Here is a 23,049-nt window from a genome sequence, read left to right as displayed (position 1 = left end):
AATGCATGAATTACCATTAGTCTTTTTCACCGTCCTAGGGCAATCGGCGGCAGGTCTATTTTTATTTGCGTATTTGAGCAAAAAAATGGGATCTATTGATGAAAAACAATTGAAAAATGCCAATATTCTCGCATTTGTGGTGATGATTATTGGATTAGCTATTGGTGGCTTACACGTTGGCCAACCGCTACGCTTTTTCAACATGCTACTCGGTGTTGGTCGTTCGCCAATGAGTAATGAGGCGTTCTTAAGTGGTGTTTTTGTCACTTTTGCCGCAGCAACACTGTTTTTCACGTTATTTTATAAAAAACCGCTGTTACGCGAACTCGCGAACATTGCTGCGGTGATCTCTGGACTCGCTTTTGTTTGGTCAATTCCGCAAGTTTATAATATTGCGTCCATTGCAAACTGGAATACTAGCTACACCACATTACAAATGTGGATGACCATGTTAGTCGGTGGCGGAGCCTTGGCGATTGCTATCGGTGCTCGTGGTTTAGGTATTACGGCTTTCTTAGTCGGTGCTGTCGTTATCTTCGCAAGCCGTGCTGGTTATCAGGCCTTTTTATCCGAAACAGGCCCTGCACTTAGCGCAGAACAGACTGGTTTTTGGGGATTCCAAGTTGTTGTACTGGTGATCGCATTAGCTGGTTTTGTCGGCATGGCATTAAAACAACGTGCCCCAAAAGCGACTCTCGCAACCTGTGCGGGTGCCGTTTTACTTGCAGAACTTGCTGGGCGTATCGCTTTTTATAACCTGTGGCAAATTACGATGTAATTCATCATTACACCTGTTTTCCCACTAAAGAGAAAGCCTGCAAAATTGCAGGCTTTCTCTTGTCGTTGCCCATTATACAAAATAACACTGACAATTTTATTCTGTGAGCTTTGTAACACTGAGTATGAATTACAGATTATCAACGTCAAATCACCGCCAAGTCATTTCACTCACCCAAACAGAATTGAAGCTAAGCGAACGCTATTAATACTGCGGTTAGAGAGCCTCAAGCACAGCACCACAATTGATGATTAAAAAGATGAATTAGGTTGCTGTAAAAATGCAATTTCTTCTTTCGTTGATACCCGCCCTAATATCTCATTACGATGCGGATAACGCCCAAAACGATCAATAATGGCTTTATGCTGCATTTCATAATTCAATGTATTGTCGTCGCCTAATCCTCGAAATAACTCCACCGCTTGTTGATGAATAAAACTGGATTCCGAATGCATAAACGGCATGAGAATGAATTTTCGTTGAGATAAAGGCAATAAATTATAGTCTGGCTGTTTGATCGCTTCTTGAGCTAACACTAAAGCCATTTGGTCTTGTGCAAACGCTTTTGCCGTATCACGCCAAATATTTCTTGAAAACTGGTCTAGAACGATAATTTCAGCGAGTCGACCACGGATAGAAATTCGCCAGTAAGCAAGTTCGCCTTTTGCCGCACGTTCTAAGGTTCCGGCAAAACGTTGGGTAATGACCGCATCAAATTTTGCACTTTTTTCAAACCACTGTTTTGGTGTCGATTCTTCGAACCAAAATGTCAAAACGTTCTCCATGGTATTCATAATCGTTAGATACCCAATTTCTGTAGTGATAAGTTATTTTTTATCGTAAATAAAACCCATTATCATTGTTATGAGCTAGCTCTTAAAACAACAATCATAAGACAAATATTTTACGTTTTTGCGAAGCGGTTCCAAAATTAGCGACCAATCGTGGTTATAAATCAATCAGCCTGATAGGGTTCTCCTATCGCTATTCAATAAAAATAATTAAAATCTATCAATCCACATAGCCTAAGTAAATTAACCTAAAAGATACCGATGCCTTCATTAAAAAATGAACAGTTAAATGATTTAGTGAATACATCGCTATTTTTCACGACAAATAACACCAAACCAATATTATATTCGTATAGGCTATAAACTCAGTTATCCATATTTACATGCGCCAGGTGTTCTCGTTTGAGAAATTGATTATTATCATAGTGTTGCAATTAATCAACTAGCTAAAATGAGTCATAGTACTTTATCAATTCATCAGTATTTTTTAAGAAACCTTTATTTAAAACAAAACAGACAAGTCTATATTTTAATATCCAACCCATTGCCTTTATCGGTTTTCATTCTAATTTAGAGCGTCTATTGTGGACTTTACATTTCCCCATAAAAGATTTGACATTATTGATATATCATAAATAAAAATGGTTAATAATAGTGGTGGATACTCAACACAGTCTAAATAAGACATTACCGAACGCAATTTGTGACTATCCCATGATATTTCTTACTTTCGATATCAAACATGCTGAACAACAATAACGAATATAAGCAAAAAACATCTTATAGAATAATGCTACTCCGCTTCATCCATCCCCTTCCATTTAGCCTATTACCTATTTATTTTCTTACACCAAGTCCAAAAATGTCTTTGGGGGTGACATTAACTGAATCATAATTAGAATGCTTATTGTTTAGATAGTGATAATAACATCTATTTTGTATTGCTAATTTTGAAAAAATATTTTTTTACGACATAATGACGCATTATTAACGCCTTTTAATTCATAATATTAACAATGATAGGCCTCTAATAGAGATTATTACTTGTTACAATCTTAACTTATTGATTTGCTATTTAATGCCAATTTACAATGATTATTCACGACATTACATACATTTGCTGAATCCAATGATAACATTTGTGTTCAATCTATTAATTAATGCTCGCTTTTTACACTTATCGTCGCTAACAGATGCCGTCAAGTGAGTTAATTTGTCATCGTTAGTGCAGCCACTCGCTGTGGCCCAGTGTTACTTTCATACTTGTTGGAGGAGCAGTTCGAATGGCAGGACATATGGTACTCATTGGATGGGCCTTATGGGTAAGCCCTTGCGGCACAGATGCATGTGATGCGCTACCTGTTACTGAGACCATTTTTACGCAACAAGAATGTATCAGCCGTAAATCTTACCTCGAATCCAAACGCCCAAACCTGTACTTTATGTGTGGTGAAGTCTATCGAGATAGCGACGAAATTAAAAAAGAGGACCAACACAGTGTGCCTGCGCCTAATCCTCCATTACGTTCATTACCAACACGTATTTCTCGATAACATTGGCAAACGTGGGAGCCCGTTGTAACTTGCTCCCACCAAACAGCTAGGCAATTTCAGCGATGGCACAATCTGCGTTAATATAATCACCTTTTTTAGCAATATATTTCAATTTACCTGCACGGTGTGCCATTACCTGAACCTCCATCTTCATGGCTTCCATCACGCCAATCACCTCCCCTTGAGCCACCTCATCACCTTCAGCAACTAACCAGTTAAATAACACCCCTGAAATTGGCGCATTCAGCAAATGATCCTGCTTGTCATTGGCTTGTGTTGTCGTAGAGGCTTGCTCAGTAGATTGTAACGATAACCCTGCTAATAATTGTGCGGGCAATCCTAATTGGCAACGTTTACCATCAATTTCAATAAAAGTATGAGTTAACGGCTGCTCATTTTGAGGGAGCTGACGTTTTGCTGGCGGAATTTGTACCCTAAACTCGGTTTCAATCCAACGTGTATGCACGTTAAATTGCTCACAAAAGTCCATTTGTTCTATCACTGCACGATGAAAAGGCAATACCGATGCTACACCTTCAATAGTAAATTCGGCTAAAGCACGGCGAGCACGCTGAATGGCCTGTTCTCGTGTGCGGCCAAACACAATCAATTTCGCCATTAGTGAATCAAATGTGCTTGGTATAGTTGACCCTGCCATAACACCACTGTCTAAACGAACACCTGGGCCAGATGGTGGATCAAAACGCTGGATCACGCCCGGTGTAGGTAGAAAACCATTTCCCGCATCTTCAGCATTGATACGAAACTCAAAAGCATGACCTCTGGGCTTAGGTGTTTCATTGATGCTTAATGGTAACCCTTGGGCAATACGTAATTGTTCAATGACTAGGTCTATACCTGTCGTTTCTTCCGTCACAGGGTGTTCTACTTGTAAACGTGTATTCACTTCAAGGAAAGATAATTTACCATCTTGGCTAAGTAAAAACTCGACTGTAGCAGCGCCGATATAATTTGCTTTCGCACAAATATCGACAGATGCTTGAATGATTTGTTGCTGTAATGCTTCCGAAAGAAAAGGCGCTGGCGATTCTTCCACCAACTTTTGATTACGACGCTGTAAAGAACAATCACGAGTCCCGACGACAACAACATTGCCATGCTGATCAGCAATCACTTGTGCTTCAATATGGCGAGGATTATGCAGAAATTGTTCAAGGAAACATTCTCCGCGTCCAAATGCTGCTGTCGCTTCCCTCACTGCCGAGTGGTAGAGCTCTTCCACTTCCTCCATCTGCCATGCCACTTTTAAACCTCGTCCTCCGCCACCAAATGCGGCTTTTATAGCAATGGGGAGACCATTCGCGTGAGCAAACGCCACGACTTCCTTCGCCTCTTTCACTGGCTCTTTTGTTCCTGCGACCAATGGCGCACCCACTTGCATGGCCAGTTGACGAGCTTTTACCTTATCACCTAATATTTCAATAGTGTCCGGATTAGGTCCAATCCAGATAAGGCCATTCTCTTGCACGGCACGTGCAAATTCTGCACGTTCTGAAAGAAATCCATAACCAGGGTGAACCATCGTAGCCCCTGATTTTTTCGCGATCCTAATCAGTTTGTGCATATCCAGATAGCTGTCAGTGGGGGTATTACCCGCTAAACCATAGGCCTCATCCGCCATTTGGACATGTAATGCCGCAATATCTGCATCTGCATAAACGGCCACAGACGTAAACCCCATATCACGACAAGCACGAATAATTCTTACCGCTATTTCACCGCGATTCGCGATCAACACTTTATGTTGAATATTATGATTAATTGTAGGCATAAGTGTCCCGACTCCCTTCAAATTCGTTGAATACCTTTATTGGATTAAATTGTATTTTTGCGTTAACAGGGATTTGACCCGCTAGGTCTAAATGATATTCACACACTGCCCCGATAACCGGATAGCCCCCCGTTAATGGGTGATCATTCAAAAATAGGACCGGTTGACCATTCGCGGGAATTTGAATTGCACCAACACAAGTCCCTTCACTCGGTAATTCTTGATGTTTAGCGCGCTCGATCCCCTTATCCCCAGCTAATCGCAAACCGATACGATTCGATGCCGCAGTCACTTGCCATAATTGCGATGTTAATAATCGTACCGCTTGCTGTGTAAACCAGTCAGTTCGAGGACCTAAAACAATATCTAATACAACAATTTCATGAGCGCTTGGATAATTTAAAACGGGCAGTTCATTGAGTGAAATGACAGTTTGCTGCTTAAGGCTTTTTACGGCTAAGCGCTGCCCCGCCTTGAGTGGCGCTGGGCCAACTTGAGCTAAGGTGTCGAAAGAACAACTTCCTAAAATAGGTGTCATCTCAATGCCACCGCGTATAGCCAAATAACTACGAACCCCTTTAGTCGCCGTCCCCAAATGGATAATGTCGCCCTTGGCGAGTTGAATTGGCTGATATTGCTGCGCAAAATAGTGGATCCCTTCCGCTGTGGTGATTTCAACATCACAACTGGCTCCGGTTACCCCGACTAATAAAGGTCTGTTTGCCTGCGCTTTAAAGCCACCTTGAGTGATTTCTAATGCAGCTTCATGAATATCATTCCCAACAAGGCGGTTAGCGCTACGTAATGCCCCTTTATCCATCGCTCCCGACTCGGAGATCCCCAAAGCCGACAACCCCATTCGTCCATAGTCCTGTACTAATGTTTGTAAGCCTGTTGCTAGCACCGTCAAATCATCACTCAAGACCATTTTTTCATGACTTTTATGGTGATGAGTCGGTTGAGGTAAACTGTAAGTCGTCTCTGCTCTGGCGGCATCAACAAAATTGACTCGATAACCCGGTTTTAACAGCGCGGGTTCCTCTCGATACAAATCCCAAACAGCCGTTTCCGTGACACCGATGAGTTGCCATCCCCCAGGGCTAGCCTGCGGGTAAACACTACTAAACTCTCCCGCTAATGCCACTGAGCCGGCTGGAATACGGATCCTCGGCGATGGCCTTCTAGGTACATTCAACTGTGCATTTTTCGCCACCATATAAGCAAATCCGGGAGCAAAACCACAAAATGCCACTTGGTATTCATTCTCCGTATGTCTCCTTATGACATCTTCAATCGATGTACCAAGATGCTCAGCCACATCAGCAAGATCTTCCCCATTATAATGAACGGGGATCGTCACTAGCGGCCCCGATTTCAGCTCCGTTGCTGAAATGTCTAAACGGCCAATTTGGTCAATTAACTTATCAATATTGGTGAGCATTGAATTAAAACGAACAAGCACTGTTCTTGCCGCTGGCGTTATCTCTTCAATTGCCAGTTTGTGTGCCCTATTGCGCAGTAAATGAGTCAATGCCATCGTCTCTTCAAGACTGTGTAGCTCGATCATAAAAGCGCTTAAATTGACCGGTAAGAATCGCATTAACCCCTCCTATACATGGTAGGCAGCATCAGGTATATCAGTAATAAACATATGTCCCGGTGCATGGCTAAGCGCAAAGGGGACTCCCGATTTCATCACCGCAGCTTGCGGCGTCACACCACAAGCCCAAAATACGGGGATCTCACCATTTTCAATACGGACTGGGTCGCCAAAATCAGGTGCCATCATATTTTTGATGCCTAATTGTTCAGGCGCCCCGATATGAACAGGAGTGCCATGAACCGATGGAAAACGCCCTGTAATACTGACGGCATCGGCTACCCGCTCCGCCAAGATAGGTCTCATCGAGACAACAAGCTCACCTTGTAAACGCCCTGCTGGGCGGCATAAGCGATTCGTTTTATACATGGGTACATTGGTGTTATCCGTAATATGGCGGACATCAATCCCCGCTTCCATTAATGACGTTTCAAAGGTAAAGCTACAACCAATTAAAAAGGTTACTAAGTCCGGATGTTCCTGATAAATATGGGTCGCGTCCGTTACTTCATCAACTAAATTGCCGTTTTGCCATACACGATAACGTGGGATATCTGTTCGTAAATCAGCGCCTTCAGCTAAAATTGTTTGCCAACTTCCCGCTTCGCACACGTCTAAAACAGGACAGCTTTTGGGGTTACGCTGGGCATACAATAAAAAATCAAATGCCCAATCACGAGGTAATGCGATCATATTAGCTTGTGTCAAACCTGCCGCTAAACCTGCTGTTGGCTTGTCAAAACCTTGGCGGATCGCCTCCCTTGCTTCTCTCGCCGCGGCGATTGCTTTTTCTGAGGCTTTAAATAACCTAGTCATTGCCCTCTCCCCGCAAAAGCAGTAATTTCAACGCCATTTTGTTGCAACAGTTCTCGAACCTTTTGCGCCATAGCCAGTGCACCGGGGCTATCGCCATGTACACAGATCGAACCTGCATCAATCGGTGTAAAAGTTCCCTCAATCGACATCACGCCACCTTCATTGACAAATTGCAGCATACGCTGTGCTACTTGCTCAGGATCATGTAGAACTGAACCGACTTCTTTACGCGAAACTAAGGTACCATTCGCGTGATACGCTCTATCTGCAAATGCCTCTGCAACGACAGTAAGCCCACTTTCTTTCGCCCATTCAATCAACGGTGAGCCAGCAAGTGCAACCAAGACCAATTGAGAGTCAATAGCGCAGATCGCTTCAATAACTGCCATTCCTTGACGTTTATCATGGGCGATGGTGTTGTACAGTGCACCATGAGGTTTGACATAATCAACGTGACAACCCGCAGCTACCGCTAACCCTTTCAGCGCCCCGATTTGATAAATCACATCTGCAATCAGTTCATTCGATGAGATATCCATATTCCGACGGCCGAAACCAACTAAATCTGGATATCCGACATGAGCACCAACTACAACATGGTTGGCTTTAGCCTCAATTAACGTGTTAAAGATCCCTTCAGGAGAGCCAGCATGAAATCCGCAGGCAACATTGGCGCTGCTAACCACTTTCAGCATGGCGTGATCATTACCCATTTGCCATTGGCCAAAACTTTCCCCGAGATCACTGTTTAAATCGATAATTTTTTTCATTGTTCTATTTGACCTCTACTTCAAATAATTAAAGATAGCTTCAACCGACATGGCGCCCATGTACCATGTCAGGGCACAAATAATAACGCCAGACCATAGCAACCAACGCGGATAATGATATCCGGACATCAAATCAGCACGCTTCCACCCGATATAAACAAAGATGGTTAAACCAATCGGTAAAATTAATCCATTGAAGCCACCAGCAAATACCAATAAGGCTGCTGGTGCCGTTCCCATCATTAAATAAACAGCTAATGAAATTGCAATGAATATGATTGTGGCAATGTTACGCTGCCTTTCTGTAATGGATTTTTTAAATGCGGTAATAAAGCTCATTGAGGTATAAGCAGCGCCTATTACACTCGTCAAAGCCGCTGCCCATAAAATCAATCCAAAAATACGCAATCCAAAATTACCCGCAGCAGCTTGAAACGCTTGGGATGCAGGATTTGCAGCCTTACCTGAAATATCAATGGTCACACCGCTTGCTACCACGCCAAGAATAGCGAGGAATAAGATGTAACGCATGAGGCCAACAACTAGGATCCCCTTAGTCGCAGCACTTGAAACAACATGAATATTTTCAACACCCACCGCACCTTTATCTAATAAGCGATGTGCACCTGCATAGCAGATATACCCGCCTACTGTACCGCCCACAATCGTTGTGATCATTGCAAAATCAACAGTATCTGGCAGGACACTTTGGCGTAATGCTTCCCCAACTGGTGGATTAGAGGCAAAGGCCACAAATAGTGTCAGCCCTATCATGACTAACCCCAATACAATTATTACACGGTCAATGAATGTACTCGCCTTACGAGAAGAGAAAATATAAATCGCTAATAATGCACTGATTAATCCTCCCCATTTAGGATCTAATCCGACGAGGGCATTTAACCCTAACCCAGCGCCCGCAATATTTCCGATGTTAAAGATGAGCCCTCCGAATATGACTAATACAGCTAACACATAGCCACTGCCAGGAATGGTCGCGTTGGCTATCTCAGAGGAGTGCATTTTCGTTAATGTCACTACTCGCCAAATATTTTGTTGGACAACAAAGTCAATAATAATTGACGCGAGGATCCCGAAAGCAAATGCAGCCCCTAATGTAACGGTAAAGGTTGCAGTTTGAGTGATAAAACCGGGACCAATTGCGGATGTTGCCATTAAGAAAATCGCACCAATTAATGAAGTGCGCCTATTTTTTACAAATTCAGCACTGCTGGTGGTTGTGTTTTCTTGAGCTGCCATATGCATACTCCTTTCGAATTGTTTTTGTCGTTATTGATGTTGTGATAGTGATAAAGGCAAAAAACGTGCCATTGTTCTACTAATGAAATTAATTGTTAATCTATCTTTAATGCATTGTTGAACAATTAATAGTGAATGGCGAATAAGTAAGCAATAAAAATCGTGGTTGGTAGGTTAAAAATCAAATGGTGATCACTTTTTTAACAAAACGTGCAAATAATTAACATAAGTTGAATGCGTTCCAAGAGGTAGATGCACCAATCAAGTGCAAAATAATGGGTTACCATGTCATAGTGCACCAAAAGGAACCTTGAAGCCCTTTAGGGAATATGTGAAGATATTCTTTTATGGCACGCTTTATTGGCTATTCATCCATAACAAACCGACTTATATGACTAAACAACCTGTTGCGCAGACCTTATCCGTCACTATCGCCGAAACGATCCGCCACAAAATTACGGTTGGAGAACTCACGCCAGGCCAACGCTTATCAGAAGCGGCTCTCAGTGAAGAATTAGCGATTTCTCGAAACACATTACGTGAGGTATTTCGGGTTTTAACGCAAGAAGGATTACTGACTTATGCACCAAATAAGGGAGTATTTGTTTCTATCCCTGACATGGCGGCAATCATCGATATTTACCAAGTTCGCCGGTTGATTGAATGTGATTCATTAAGGCACGCATATGCAATGCATCCAGCTGTACAAAAAATGAAACAAGCCGTCAGTGAAGCTCACGAACAAGAGAAAATTGAAAATTGGGTTGGCGTTGGAACTGCAAATATGAAATTCCATACCGCTATCGTTGAATTATCTGATAGTGAAAGACTGATTAAACTTTATCGTAATATCGCCGCTGAGTTAAGACTGGCTTTTGGTCATCTGAATGACCCTAAAATTTTATATGCGCCTTATATTGATAAGAATCAGTCCATCTTAGAATTATTGGATGCAGGTCATAATCTTGAAGCCGCTGAAAAATTACACCAGTATTTAGATTTATCGGAGCGTACCCTACTTGCGGCCTACAAGCGTCGTCAATCCGGTTATTAATTTTTGCTCTATTAATTTTTGTTCTATTAATCCATCCCTATTAGCGAGGCTTTTCAGAGCATAAAGAGCTAATGACTCTATTTTATGAAATATCCCCTTCATGTCATCACGATACTGATATCCCACCAATTTATTTAGAATATTAATTATAAAAATAGTTTCTATTTATAGTTAATGGCGCCTTCATTTATTTAATATCTCCATTCTATTAATGTCTTTTTTTAGAATACTTTTCATCCATCTAATAACATTTAAGTTACAGAATGAAAACAATAAAAAAACATTATCTATTTAAAGTTCGTATTACCGATTCCCCATACAATCCCTTTCTTTATGAGTAACTGAAAGATACTGTTACAAATATATACAAATCAAAGATAAAAAATGATTGCTAACATCAATCACTCAACTAAATGATTCAATATTTACGAATCAATAGTTGTAGTTTTAACGAATATTAGTTATAAGAATTGCGATCGTAAAAACACAAACATAAAAAATATTAATATATTTGAGATTTCATTATGACTTCAAACCACATTTCCACGAAGAAAACATTTAAGTTTGGCCTAGGATGGCAAATATTAATTGCACTGATTTTAGGGGTTATTGTCGGCGCCTATTTGCATGAAAGCGTAGAATATAAAGATTGGTTAATTGTGAATGTTTTATCCCCAGCGGGAAAAATATTTATTCAGTTAATTAAAATGATCGTCGTGCCAATTGTTATTTCAACGCTTATTGTGGGTATCGCTGGTGTTGGTAATACTAAACAACTCGGCTCATTAGGATTTAAAACGATTCTCTATTTTGAAGTGATTACAACGATTGCGATAGTTGTCGGGATCAGTTTTGCCAATATCTTTCAACCCGGTGTTGGCATTGATATGTCACAACTCACGCAAGTTGATATCTCACAATATGAGAAAACCACGCAAGAAGTAGAAAGTCACCCTTCCGGTATCATTAATACCATTTTAACCATGGTACCAAGTAATATTTTTGCTTCTATGGCGAGTGGTGAAATGTTACCCGTGATCTTCTTTGCCGTATTATTCGGATTAGGGCTCTCTTCATTACCTAAAGAGAAAAAGCAACCCTTACTGGATGTGCTACAAACGTTCTCAGAAACGATGTTCCGCGTCACTAACATGATTATGCTGTACGCTCCTATCGGGGTATTTGCTCTTATTTCAGTCACCGTTGCCAACTTTGGTTTTGCCTCACTCGTTCCATTATTAAAATTAGTGATCCTTGTACATTGTGCTATCTTATTTTTTGCAATCGTTGTGTTAGGACTCGTTGCTCGCTATTGTAAAATTAATATTTTTACTTTAATGAAAATCTTAAAAGACGAGTTATTATTAGCCTATTCAACAGCAAGTTCTGAAACCGTATTGCCACGTATTATGGATAAAATGGAAAAATACGGGGCGCCTAAATCTGTTACCAGCTTTGTTATTCCTATTGGTTATTCATTTAATCTTGATGGTTCAACACTTTATCAGAGTATTGCGGCTATCTTTATTGCTCAGTTATATGGCATTGAATTATCTATCGGCCAAGAGTTAATTCTTGTATTTACGTTAATGATTACATCAAAAGGAATTGCTGGTGTACCGGGTGTATCTTTCGTTGTCCTACTCGCCACTTTAGGCAGTGTAGGTATCCCATTAGAAGGATTAGCCTTTATTGCGGGCGTTGACCGTATTCTTGATATGGCACGAACCGCCTTGAATGTTATCGGTAATGCCCTTGCTGCATTGGTTATTGCTAAATGGGAACATAACTATGATGAAGTCAAAGCTCAAGAATATGAAAAAACATTCTAACTATTGAGCGTATATGCGAAAACACCAAGCTAACACTTGGTGTTTTTTTAGTTATATCCAATCTATCTTTAATAACTGAATTAAGACATCATTATTATTGATAATTTCTATTAATATAAACAATGAGAACTCAGTTCAAGAATCACCACACAAAAATAACTAAGTATATTTACTTTATCACTCCGTCATGTTAAAAATTCATCTTATTAAAATAATAATATTGATACTGTCTATTATTCCTTTTCGTTACAGACCATATCAAATCATGTTGTTAATCTAAATTATTCAATCCGGTTTAGCAGGGTAAAACTAAATGATTAAGCAGCTAATGCATTAATAAATATGTTTAATATTTATATCAACTGATTACGTTATTACATCTTATTAAAACCGGAGTTGATACTATGAATAAAATCATTTTTCCATTTTTAATTTCAGCTTGTTATATAGGTAAGCTCATGGCAGCAGACTATTTTATTGACCCCAAATCTTCAGCTGCATTATGGGTAGAAAAAAATAAGCATGACCCAAGAGCCGTACTTATCAATACAAAAATTGCCTCTGTTCCTACCGCAATTTGGCTATCCAAAATTCAAGAAAATGAAACAGAATTAACTCAGCAAATTTCAGGCTATATCACGCAGGCCAATAAACAAAAAACTCAATTGATGCTTGTTCTATACGGGTTACCTAACCGAGATTGCTCTGGACAAGCGTCAGCGGATAACAGTGCCAACACTCAAAAGTATCAAACATGGATTAATACACTCGCTAAAACAATTTCAGATACTAAGGTGACGATCATTCTTGAGCCTGATGGCTTAGCCGATATGAGCTGTTTAACGCCATCACAACGTAAAGAAAGGATTGAATTACTCAATTATGCTGTCACTCGCTTTAAAACACTAAGTCCGAATGTTTATCTATATATAGATGCTGGTCATATGCGATGGCAGCCAGCAAAAGAAATGGCAACACAGTTGGTCAATGCGGGTATAAAAGACGCTTATGGTTTCTCATTAAATGTTTCTAATTATCACCCTACCGAGCCAACTATCAAATATGGCGAAGAGATAAATCAGTTTATCGCCGCACTTTCTAATGCTCGCCCGAATATCATTATTGATACTTCTCGTAATGGTAATGGAGCCTCATCACTACCTAACCAATGGTGCAATCCAATGGGTCGTAAAATTGGTGAAGGCCCGAAAGATATCTCTGCTACTGTTAAAACAGCATGGATTAAACCACCTGGAGAATCAGATGGGGATTTTTCACCTAAAGCAGATTGCCATGGTGGCCCTAAAGCGGGTGTATTCAGTCCTGATTTAGCCGTGCGATTAGTTAATGGGGATTAATCTACAATCAGAAGCACCGTGATGATGAGTCAGTTTCTCTAGAAATATAAAAAGTGCCGATAATCATCGTTATCAGCACTTTCTTTTATACTAATGAATAACGACAGAGATACTAATATTCAACGTTATCACACAGTGTTTGTATTTGATTCACCATTCTCGCCATATGAAAACCATCAATAGTTGCATGGTGTACTTGCACTGAAAGAGGCAGTAGCACCTTTTCACCTGAATAATGATATTTTCCCATCGTAAAAATAGGTGGAAAATAATCAGTGAAATTAGCCACATTTAAATTGAACCCTTCAAAGCTCACCCATGGGATCATCGAAATGCAAAAATGATTTTCCGGGTAGTCTGGTTTAGCCATCAAATCGAGACAATCTTTATATAATAATTGGTCTTGCTGGTAATGAGATAAAAATATCGACCAGTCATCATTATATTCAGTCCATAACTGTGAAAATGTTTCTGTCTGCTGATGAAAAACCGTATAAGCAGGGTTGACCTGATCCCACAGTACAAGCTCCCCCTCTTTTATGGCCATACGTGATTCAGGGTAATGGTTGACCGCTTTAGAGATAAGGTAAATCATAACAGGATAAAGTTTATAACCTTGCTTAACAATTGCCGATTTTAGCGTACTAATATCTAGCTGAGTCGTTAAACTAAACCCACATGGCATCGCCTGACGGTAAAATGAGAAATGTTGTTTTCTATTCCACTCATCAATATTCACTTTAGTATAATTCATTTTATTGCCCTTCTCGTTGATTAATAATGGTTTTTAACGAAGAAGGGCGACTCTCTCTGCTTTACTAAGCAACATATTTTCTGCTCCATATCATGACATAATGCATACATTTATTGCTGTCAGATCCGATTAACTCGGAACCACTCAAATAAGGTGTTTATTATAATAAAGCTAGTCTCTAAAAAATGCATCATTTTTGCCCTATAGAAAAAATTTATAACATTTACCCCCGATAAAAAGCACAATCAACGATGTCTACTATTTCAATCCAATAACATTTACATTATCTTTTTAATCAAAGAGATAAAAAATAAACACCAGAATTTAATGACTGTTTTATAACAATGATGCCCCTTTCTATCATCATTTCCCCTATAAAAATTTGACTTAATACTGTAAAATTATTCGAAATAGAGAAATGATGGAAATAAGGAATAAATATGGACTCTCTTATAGAAGCTATTGTGGGAATTTTTAGTTTTCTTTTCGAGTTACTATACTCTCTTTTTAATCTTTTCGGCTTTAGAATAACCACACTAATTATTAGCTTTGTTGGTGTTTATGCCCATGACTTCCAATTGAGCTGGATATTCGGGTATATCGCTTTAGCTATTATCCTATATAGCCCATTAATCTATCAGCGAATTATAAAAAAATAACCCGCTTATCACTAAACGCTTTATCCAGAGATCATAAACTGACGTATTAACCATACGTCAGTTTAAAACTGTCATGTATTATCTATATTAAAGCCAAAAATATTGTCACCTGCTGGTGATTGTATTCATAAATAAATGAAAATATCCCAAAGCGGCATGCTACCCGCTGCTAATCTGCACTAAAAACGCCCAAAACAGCACAGTCGTTGTTTTTGATTGCGCCAATATACTCATAAATAATGTTAACTATCACTAATACCGGCAAACCGCCGTTCTATTCTCTTTAACCTAATATCGCCTACAGAGCATTAAGATACTTCGGGGGGCATTTTTGTTTGAGCCGTTTACTCCTGAAAGTGTGTATCTTTAGTGATATTTAACCCAACCATCTATTTTCGATGCTCAATAACCTTTATTGGATAAATGTTTCTATTTGTTACAATAGGTATTAAGATTAAGTCATTATAAATATGGAAATAATGTAGATATGTTTTTTAAACTTGGAAATTTTTTTATCTTTTTAGTTTGTACTTCCATTCTTATGCATGATGATGTCCACTCCCCCTAAAATAAGACAGCTATAATTAGAGTTTCTGCCCTAAAAATTGCAGAGGTCATGATGAAAAAAGCCCGTTTTACTGAAACTCAAATCGTTAATATTTTAAAGCTCGCTGATTCAGGGATGAAAGTGGAAGACATTTGTCGCCAAAATGGGATCAGTAACGCCACTTATTATAATTGGAAATCAAAATATGGTGGCATGGAAGCTAATGATGTTAAACGATTAAAAGAGCTTGAGGATGAAAATGCGAAACTGAAAAAGCTCTTTGCGGAAGTCAGCCTTGAAAATCATGCGATGAAGGAGCTTTTTGCAAAAAAGGGGTGGTAGTGACTGAAAAGAAGTCCTGTGCACAATCATTAAAAGAGGCAGGTTTATCAGTCATTAAGGCTTGCAAACTAACTTCATTGCCCCGAGCTACTTTTTACCGTCAACCGTTAGATTGGCGTAAAAAAGACCAAGTGGTGATCGATGCCATACAATCTGTGTTAGCGAAATCACCACAATCAGGATTTTGGAAATGCTATTTTCGGCTGCGATTTCAAGGCTATTCTTTTAATCATAAACGAGTTTATCGCGTTTATTGTCGATTAGGATTGAACTTGAAACGACGGGTTAAAAAGGTGCTTCCGAAGCGTGAAAAAAGACCATTAGTGATAGAAAAAGTCCCGAATATTCAATGGGCTTTGGATTTTGTACACGACAGTTTGTACTGTGGTAAACGCTTCAGAACCTTGAATATTATTGATGAGGGGACACGTGAGTGCCTGGCAATTGAAGTTGATACGTCATTGCCTGCTGAACGAGTCATTAGAGTACTAGAACGTTTGAAAATCGATAGAGGATTGCCGAAACAAATTCGCGTGGATAATGGACCTGAGCTTATTTCAACCAACCTATTGAATTATTGTACAAATAATCAGATTGAGCTATGTCATATTCAACCCGGTAAACCTCAACAAAACGGTTTTATCGAACGATTTAATGGTTCATTTCGCCGTGAATTTTTAAATGCCTATTTATTTGAATCATTAAGCCAAGTACGAGAGATGGTGTGGTTTTGGCAGCAAGATTACAATCTAAATCGAACCCACGAAAGTTTAAATAACCTCCCACCGGAGACATACCGTAAACAGTTAGAAATCTCTAATTTGAAGTGTCTTAATTAATGGGGAGTGGACAATGACGTTTCGGGTGTAATTGATGTTCTCATTAGATATTTAAGGAATGAAGTCATCTAAACCTACAGCGAGGAAATGGCCTGTTTATTGACAATTACGCATTTACCATTCTGACCCTACACTGCTAATTGGTAACGCTTCGTTTCGAGATGAGAACTGTGATTTGCAAAGGTTTCATACTGCCAACGGTGATCTGCCACCCATTGAGTATGAACAAAATTCCTTAAGAAAAGTGTCCTGATTCAGTTGTGCAGAACAATTTTCCTGATTACCCTAAATGGGATTTACTAGACACAGTATGGTGGAATACATTTGGTGATGCTGATTATTTAACCAAATATAAAGAGAGGAACGGCTAGAAAACTAGATGATTTTATTCAATCTTATTACTCAAACAAAGGAGAACCTATTAGAGAGTGGACATCTTATGGTAGGAGGATTTTAGAAAATAGAGATAGAATTAGAAAGCTTCTAGGAATTTCTTGATATGAAAATAATACTAAAAATAGGCGCGTTTCTGTATTTAATCTTTTTGTTACTATTAATTAATATCCTTTCAACATCTGACTATGAATGGATGGTTGGTGATGGGGATGTAGATAATCTTTGTCAACTTCCCCTTGGAGGTAGGTATATAATTGAGCCTATTTTAATATTAATACCATGTATCTTATTGTTCTTTTTTGAAAGAAATCAAAAATTAAGGTGGTCCTATGTACTAATTGTCATTATATATATTATATGGTCATTTTTTCTTCGGTTTACTTTTTGCTAAGAAATATTCTACCAGTTCCTCCAAGACTCATGATGTTAAACAGGCAATGCTGTTAATCGAATCCAAGTTACCGCCCCTCCCCCCCGAAACAGCCACACCTATACCAACCCAAAAATCTTGGCAATTCTGGAAAAATAGCCGGTTGGCGTTATTTTTACCGTGAAACCGAAACCGCCATTTTGATAACAAATGAGCAACACAAAATGGTCTTTTTTACGGTAGGAAGATGGGAATTTTGAGTGCCTAAGCATTGGGTAGCTTAAGCACCTTTATGTTAAATCCATACATTAGTTATTTTTTTTATGCATTTTTTTATCTAAGTAGTCAATCCGTAATTGAATATCGGTGTAACCTAGTTGATAAGCTCTTTTGTATAATTTGACAGCTTTCTCATAACTTTGAGGCACACCAAGTCCTTCCTCTTTCAATTGTTTTCAGAGTGGCTAGGAATTGATGAAAAGAGTATAAAACATACTTGTAAAATGTTATCGAATGAAATTTGTGATAATCAACACAATGTGGTTAATTCTGATCAGCACATGATAGATTTCAATACCTTATCGGCTGATGACATTGAGTAGCTTAGTTATTGTTAATAAGGCGTTCTATTCAAAAAAATAGAACGCCTTATTTTTTATAGCCAATTAGCTAGCCCTATAACAACCCACTAATATTACAAACAAGATATTGATAATTAACGCCAATCAGCCTCGATAAAATGTCGAGGCATTTGATTGCATAGATCCGAAACGGTGTTAAGTAACTAGCTGAGATAACAACGTTCATCGACACGCTATAATTGTCGATGAAGTAGATAGAAAAATTACCAACAATAAAAATCAGGCAGAAAGTGAAATTAGAGTGCGTTGGCTTACAAAGGAAGAAGCGGCAACACTAATTAAATGTATGCCTGAAATATTTAGACCAGTTGTTATCTTTGCATTAGCTACAGTGTTAAGACGTTCAAACATACTCCATCTTGAATGATCACAGATAGATCTAGCTTGGATCCACCCTGAAGATGCAAAGGGAGGGAAAGCGATAGGTGTTGCCCTAAATAATACCGCCTGCAAGGTAGTGAAAGAACAAATAGGAAAACACCAGCGCTTTGTATTTGTTCATACTGAAGCATGGCATAGGTCAGATGGAACGCCAACAGCTAAAGTTAGAAAAATGAGAGTTGACGATAATACAGCTTGGAAAACAGGATTGCGCAGAGCTGGCATAGAAAACTTTCGATTTCATGACTTGAGGCATACTTGGGCGAGTTGGCTTGTTCAGTCCGGAGTGCCATTATCTGCACTTCAAGAAATGGGCGGCTGGGAATCCATAGAAATGGTCAAGAGATATGCGCATCTTGCCCCATCCCATTTGAAAGAACACGCAATGAAAATTGATGCTCTTTTTGATGAAGATGTCCCAAATATGTCCCATCAGTTATTAGAGGTGGTTAAATGACATGAATTACAAAAAAGAAAAAACCCACTACCATCTGTAAGTTTATAGTCCTTTATGCAAGGCTTTGCGCCATCAATTTGTTTTGCAGTTAGCTTCACTGTTTGTACCCTCACCCTAATTCAAGTACCCGCTTTTGAACCCTCAAAACTGAAGGATATCACCGGATAATAACGAGTTTCACTGGATAAATAGACAGTATTTTTTATTAGAAACAAGAAAAAACCCGCTATTGACGCACATTAGTGGACAATAACGGGTTCTTATTTGGTGCCGGCTACCGGAGTCGAACTGGTGACCTACTGATTACAAGTCAGTTGCTCTACCAACTGAGCTAAGCCGGCGAATATGGCGGAAGGATAGAGATTCGAACTCTAGGATGGTTTCCCATCGGCGGTTTTCAAGACCGCTGCCTTCGACCGCTCGGCCATCCTTCCATGGGGCGCGATTATGGAGGAATCGACGCAGCTTGTCTACCCCTGAAAGTAAAAAAATTGATTTTTTTATTCTGTTTGGCTAATCTTCACTCAATTGTTCTCTATTTCATAATAAAAGTGTTAATATCTGTGCAAAATCGGTGTCTCATATTTTCATAGGCGTATGATTTTTAATCAATTAATATATTTTTGCCGACAGGACTGCTCACCATAATATGTACAGACAATTACTAATAAAAACGACATTGCTTTCCCGCCTATTTTACGTCTTTATCCTGTTACTGGTCGTGATGCTATCTCTGTCGCTTTATAATTCATATCATTCATGGGTTATCAGCCGTAAAGCCGCGTTGGATACCATGGCAAAACAGTTGGCCTATCAGATTGAAGATTACCGTTATCAAGCCAATTTGATGTACAAGCTGGTTAATGAGAAGTTGACGCCACTTTCTGAAGTCACAACGCTTCCCTCGCCCCCTCATCTTACAAAAATCCGCCACGATGTTTTTTGGCTAAGCAGTTCAAACCAAACTATCGATGCCATTTTATTTGGTAATGATAAGGAGCAAAATATTCAGTTAGCAAGTAAGCTTGCCGACTACATGGAAATTGTTTGGGGGGCACGCAATGAATACAACTCAATGTATTTTCTTAATGGTTCTGATAACACGCTAGTCTTGGTAACCACACATTCTATTTTAAAACCTGAATTACGCTTTAAAGAGAGCTATCTCACGTTAACCGCGGAAGAAAAGCGTACAGACATGTTAACCCAGTCGACACTGTTAGATAGAAGAGAGATTATTTCTAATCTACAAAAACTGACACCTGAGCATATCTATTACTATACCTACCGTTTGATGTTTAACTCGCCAGGGCAGTTAACCAGTGTTATTTCTTTTGATATATCAATCAACTCTATACTGCCAACCAATCTTAAAGGCGATAATATTTCCTTATCACTACGCAACAGTGACACAAATAAGCTTTCTAATGTTGAACTTCGAGGCACTAGTATCGTTTTTGCACAACAGATAGAAGGTAGCAATTATCAGGTTTATTATAGTGTTCCCTTAAAAGATCTGGTTGTTGGTATCATTGGTTATAACCTTTGGCTGTTGACTTGCATCATTATTGTGACATTACTGGCTTTCTTTACCAGTATCTTTATTCGTAAACGGATTATTTCACCTAACTCGATTATGCAACATGAGTTGAAGCTGAAAGATACGCTTAATCACGACATCATTAACAACATTAGTTACGGTATTTTGGTGTATGACTTTACAACCAATAAAAAATTGCTCAGTAATAATGCGGCCAACTCCTTATTACCGTCTATGGATCTTAACCATATCAAGGAATTGGCTACAAATAACCATGACATGATCCAAATCTCGATTGAGAACAACGTTTATGAAGTCATTCTCGTTAAAATTAACATGCTAGAAGATACTTATCTTTTCATTATTATTGATAAAGATAAAGAAGCATTGACACAACGGCGACAAGAACTCGCTAACCGTGAGTATAAGAAAAATATTCAGTTGAGAAAGGTTGTCTTTGAGAATATGCAGAAGGAAATTCAACCTTCCTTAACGCTGTTAAATAACGCCGTTGAAGGACTTATTGAATCTCCGACAGCAAATAAGCAAGATTTCATTGATACCATCGTCCTGCAAACAACTCATATTAGCCGCTGGTTTAATAATATTAATTTATTAAATTCACTTGAGTCATCTGCCAGTAAATCATCCGCTGAGAAAATTTCCGTTAGTTCACTACTCACTCAATTTTTAAAACAAAATCTTTTTCGTCTTAGAAGTAAAGGATTAACGCTTTATTTTTATAATAACATTAATCCTGAATCTATGTTTTCATTAGATCCAACCTATCTAAGACATCTTTTACAACTCATTTTTGAGTACTCCATCGATACCACCTCTTTTGGAAAAGTGTCAATTACCCTTAATTATCAAGAAGATAAAAACCATATTATCATTGATATCAGAGATAGTGGTATGGGGCTCACCAAGCACGAACTGAGTAATCTTCAGCATCCATTTTCTGGGCAAGTACTTACCTCATCACGATTTAGCCGTTCCGGCATTACCTTCTATTTATGTAAAGCAATCAGTAAAAAGATGAATGGGACTTTTACAATTAATAGTAGCCCTGCTATTGGCTCTCATTACCAACTTATTTTGCCTGTTAAATCAGCAACAATGGCCGATAGCTACCCGACTTTACTTGAAGATATACATATTCGTTTAGCTATTCATAATGCTGATGCTTCAAGAATAATCAGAAACACACTAACACATTACGGCGCTGACTTTTTAGACTTACATGAAAGTTCGCCGCACTCGGATTGGGATTTATTGATCACTGATAATGATGAAAACCAGTTTAAAAACATCATAAAAGTTTCTGGAACGGTGCTAGGTGTCAACTCAATCACATCACAGCATTTAGAAGTTAACTATAACTTTGCAGATGAGCTGATTGATGCTATATCTTTGCTTATCGAACACGCAGCATCCGATGATAATAATTTAGAGTCCATTGGTCATATTCCATTTGCTAGCCAAGAGCTTGCTCAAACCAATGATGAATCAATGGAAAGTATACTTCACACTTATCAACATATTTTATCAAAAAGCGATTATAAGGAATTGTTCATAACAACAGTACCGATAGATATTAATAAACTGTATAATAGCGAAAGTGTTGAGGATTTGACCGAATTGAAAAACACAGCACATCGTTTAAAAGGAGTTTTTGCTATGCTAGATTTTAGGTTCCTTCACAAGCTTTGTGAAGATTTGGAACTTTACATAGCAGAAGAAAATAGCTTAAAAATAAGTAATTGCATTAGAGAACTGGATATTTCAGTGAAAAAACTAATGCTAGAAGGTAACCAATAATATGAATAACCTAAATGTCATTGTTGCCGATGATCATCCTATTGTTCTTTTCGGTATCAGAAAGTCACTCGAACAGATAGAATGGGTCAATATCGTTGGTGAATTTGAAGACTCAACATCTTTAATTAATAATTTAGCACGTTTAAATGCTGATGTTTTAGTCACTGATTTATCGATGCCAGGTGATAAATACGGTGATGGTATTACATTAATTAAATACATTAAACGCCACTATCCGGACCTTTCGGTTATCGTTCTGACAATGAACAATAACCCTGCTATCTTAAGTGCTATCCTTGAATTGGATATTGAAGGGATTGTTCTGAAGCAAGGTGCTCCCGCTGACTTACCTAAAGCATTAGCCGCATTACAAAAAGGTAAAAAATTTACCCCTGAAAGTGTGAGTAAACTGCTTGAGAAGGTCAATGCAAGTGGCTACGGCGACAAACGCTTATCACCAAAAGAAAGTGAAGTTTTACGCCTATTTGCAGAAGGCTTTTTGGTGACAGAAATTGCTAAGAAGCTGAATCGTAGTATTAAAACAATCAGTAGCCAAAAGAAATCAGCGATGTTGAAGCTTGGTGTTGATAATGATATCGCATTGCTTAACTACCTATCTTCTGTCAGTATTGATAATTCACCTAGCGATTAACCTATTGAATTATCTTTATATTATTGATGAAAAACCCTATAAAATG

17 protein-coding genes, 2 tRNA genes and 1 pseudogene are annotated in these 23,049 nt (G+C 38.8%); 10 read left to right on the top strand and 10 right to left on the bottom strand.

The features are described from left to right. Nucleotide 1 precedes the first annotated feature (1 nt). Entirely contained in the window at nucleotides 2-778 is a 777-nt protein-coding gene (locus O7C57_RS08990) for a dimethyl sulfoxide reductase anchor subunit family protein (protein ID WP_250000362.1), read from the top strand. Between the two features lie 251 nt (nucleotides 779-1,029). On the opposite strand, the gene O7C57_RS08985 is transcribed toward O7C57_RS08990, so the two are convergent. Continuing rightward, nucleotides 1,030-1,572, bottom strand: coding sequence for a DUF924 family protein (locus tag O7C57_RS08985; protein WP_154621933.1), 543 nt, complete (start codon nucleotides 1,570-1,572; stop codon nucleotides 1,030-1,032). A 1,280-nt stretch (nucleotides 1,573-2,852) separates the two neighbouring features. Between O7C57_RS08985 and O7C57_RS08980 the strand changes: the two genes are divergently transcribed. Next, the gene (locus O7C57_RS08980) at nucleotides 2,853-3,122 is read left to right on the top strand and encodes a hypothetical protein (RefSeq protein WP_154621934.1); all 270 of its coding nucleotides are present in this window, start codon (nucleotides 2,853-2,855) and stop codon (nucleotides 3,120-3,122) included. Nucleotides 3,123-3,168: 46 nt separating this feature from the next. Here O7C57_RS08980 and O7C57_RS08975 read toward each other — a convergent pair whose 3' ends face one another. Genes O7C57_RS08975 through O7C57_RS08955 form a run of 5 tightly spaced genes read right to left on the bottom strand, consistent with a single transcriptional unit; the run spans nucleotide 3,169 to nucleotide 9,360 of the window. Further along, nucleotides 3,169-4,914: an acetyl/propionyl/methylcrotonyl-CoA carboxylase subunit alpha gene (locus tag O7C57_RS08975; protein WP_154621935.1), complete on the bottom strand. Its 1,746-nt coding sequence runs from the start codon at nucleotides 4,912-4,914 to the stop codon at nucleotides 3,169-3,171. After that, nucleotides 4,901-6,514, bottom strand: coding sequence for a 5-oxoprolinase/urea amidolyase family protein (locus O7C57_RS08970; protein ID WP_154621936.1), 1,614 nt, complete (start codon nucleotides 6,512-6,514; stop codon nucleotides 4,901-4,903). Before O7C57_RS08970 ends, O7C57_RS08975 begins: the two co-directional genes overlap by 14 nt. 9 nt (nucleotides 6,515-6,523) lie before the next feature. Further along, nucleotides 6,524-7,330, bottom strand: coding sequence for a putative hydro-lyase (locus O7C57_RS08965; protein ID WP_163861161.1), 807 nt, complete (start codon nucleotides 7,328-7,330; stop codon nucleotides 6,524-6,526). Next, nucleotides 7,327-8,100: a LamB/YcsF family protein gene (locus tag O7C57_RS08960; RefSeq protein WP_269723930.1), complete on the bottom strand. Its 774-nt coding sequence runs from the start codon at nucleotides 8,098-8,100 to the stop codon at nucleotides 7,327-7,329. The genes O7C57_RS08965 and O7C57_RS08960 overlap by 4 nt, the downstream gene beginning before the upstream one ends. A 15-nt stretch (nucleotides 8,101-8,115) precedes the next feature. After that, nucleotides 8,116-9,360, bottom strand: coding sequence for an NRAMP family divalent metal transporter (locus O7C57_RS08955; protein WP_154621939.1), 1,245 nt, complete (start codon nucleotides 9,358-9,360; stop codon nucleotides 8,116-8,118). A gap of 391 nt (nucleotides 9,361-9,751) precedes the next feature. On the opposite strand from O7C57_RS08955, the gene O7C57_RS08950 reads away from it, so the two are divergent. The 3 genes from O7C57_RS08950 (at nucleotide 9,752) to O7C57_RS08940 (ending at nucleotide 13,604) form a co-directional block, all read left to right on the top strand. Next, the gene (locus tag O7C57_RS08950) at nucleotides 9,752-10,414 is read left to right on the top strand and encodes a GntR family transcriptional regulator (protein WP_154621940.1); all 663 of its coding nucleotides are present in this window, start codon (nucleotides 9,752-9,754) and stop codon (nucleotides 10,412-10,414) included. Nucleotides 10,415-10,938: 524 nt separating this feature from the next. Further along, nucleotides 10,939-12,246 carry a glutamate/aspartate:proton symporter GltP gene (gene gltP / locus O7C57_RS08945; protein ID WP_154635563.1) on the top strand — a complete coding sequence of 436 codons (1,308 nt, stop codon included), beginning with the start codon at nucleotides 10,939-10,941 and terminating at the stop codon, nucleotides 12,244-12,246. A gap of 404 nt (nucleotides 12,247-12,650) precedes the next feature. After that, the gene (locus O7C57_RS08940; protein ID WP_154623201.1) at nucleotides 12,651-13,604 is read left to right on the top strand and encodes a glycoside hydrolase family 6 protein; all 954 of its coding nucleotides are present in this window, start codon (nucleotides 12,651-12,653) and stop codon (nucleotides 13,602-13,604) included. A 112-nt stretch (nucleotides 13,605-13,716) separates the two neighbouring features. Here O7C57_RS08940 and catA read toward each other — a convergent pair whose 3' ends face one another. Beyond that, nucleotides 13,717-14,358, bottom strand: coding sequence for a type A chloramphenicol O-acetyltransferase (gene catA, locus O7C57_RS08935; RefSeq protein WP_247048089.1), 642 nt, complete (start codon nucleotides 14,356-14,358; stop codon nucleotides 13,717-13,719). A 1,278-nt stretch (nucleotides 14,359-15,636) separates the two neighbouring features. Between catA and O7C57_RS08930 the strand changes: the two genes are divergently transcribed. Both O7C57_RS08930 and O7C57_RS08925 read left to right on the top strand, forming a co-directional pair. Next, nucleotides 15,637-16,745, top strand: a protein-coding gene (locus O7C57_RS08930) for an IS3 family transposase (RefSeq protein WP_269723992.1) whose coding sequence is annotated in 2 segments (ribosomal slippage) — nucleotides 15,637-15,901 and nucleotides 15,901-16,745 — 1,110 coding nt in all. Because the reading frame shifts where the segments join, the coding sequence is not laid out codon by codon here. 499 nt (nucleotides 16,746-17,244) lie between these two features. After that, nucleotides 17,245-17,532 carry a DUF2645 family protein gene (locus O7C57_RS08925; RefSeq protein WP_269723929.1) on the top strand — a complete coding sequence of 96 codons (288 nt, stop codon included), beginning with the start codon at nucleotides 17,245-17,247 and terminating at the stop codon, nucleotides 17,530-17,532. A gap of 654 nt (nucleotides 17,533-18,186) precedes the next feature. Here the strand turns inward: O7C57_RS08925 and O7C57_RS08920 are convergent. Further along, nucleotides 18,187-18,348: a DUF2612 domain-containing protein gene (locus O7C57_RS08920; RefSeq protein WP_269723991.1), complete on the bottom strand. Its 162-nt coding sequence runs from the start codon at nucleotides 18,346-18,348 to the stop codon at nucleotides 18,187-18,189. 42 nt (nucleotides 18,349-18,390) lie between these two features. Between O7C57_RS08920 and O7C57_RS08915 the strand changes: the two are divergent. Beyond that, nucleotides 18,391-18,990, top strand: a pseudogene (locus O7C57_RS08915) (site-specific integrase); the annotation flags it as partial. Between the two features lie 265 nt (nucleotides 18,991-19,255). Here the strand turns inward: O7C57_RS08915 and O7C57_RS08910 are convergent. Both O7C57_RS08910 and O7C57_RS08905 read right to left on the bottom strand, forming a co-directional pair. Then, a tRNA-Thr gene (locus tag O7C57_RS08910) sits at nucleotides 19,256-19,331 on the bottom strand. Between the two features lie 5 nt (nucleotides 19,332-19,336). Then, nucleotides 19,337-19,424: transfer RNA gene (locus O7C57_RS08905), tRNA-Ser, on the bottom strand. A gap of 215 nt (nucleotides 19,425-19,639) precedes the next feature. On the opposite strand from O7C57_RS08905, the gene rcsD reads away from it, so the two are divergent. Both rcsD and rcsB read left to right on the top strand, forming a co-directional pair. Next, complete coding sequence (gene rcsD, locus O7C57_RS08900) at nucleotides 19,640-22,351, top strand: phosphotransferase RcsD (protein WP_269723928.1); 2,712 nt, start codon at nucleotides 19,640-19,642, stop codon at nucleotides 22,349-22,351. 1 nt (nucleotide 22,352) lies between these two features. Further along, the gene (gene rcsB / locus O7C57_RS08895) at nucleotides 22,353-23,003 is read left to right on the top strand and encodes a response regulator transcription factor RcsB (RefSeq protein ID WP_154624744.1); all 651 of its coding nucleotides are present in this window, start codon (nucleotides 22,353-22,355) and stop codon (nucleotides 23,001-23,003) included. Nucleotides 23,004-23,049: the final 46 nt, after the last annotated feature.

Origin of the sequence: Providencia sp. 21OH12SH02B-Prov (assembly GCF_027362595.1) — a bacterium.
In the GTDB taxonomy this organism is placed as follows: domain Bacteria; phylum Pseudomonadota; class Gammaproteobacteria; order Enterobacterales; family Enterobacteriaceae; genus Providencia; species Providencia zhejiangensis.
This window is presented reverse-complemented; position numbering and strand designations above follow the sequence as displayed.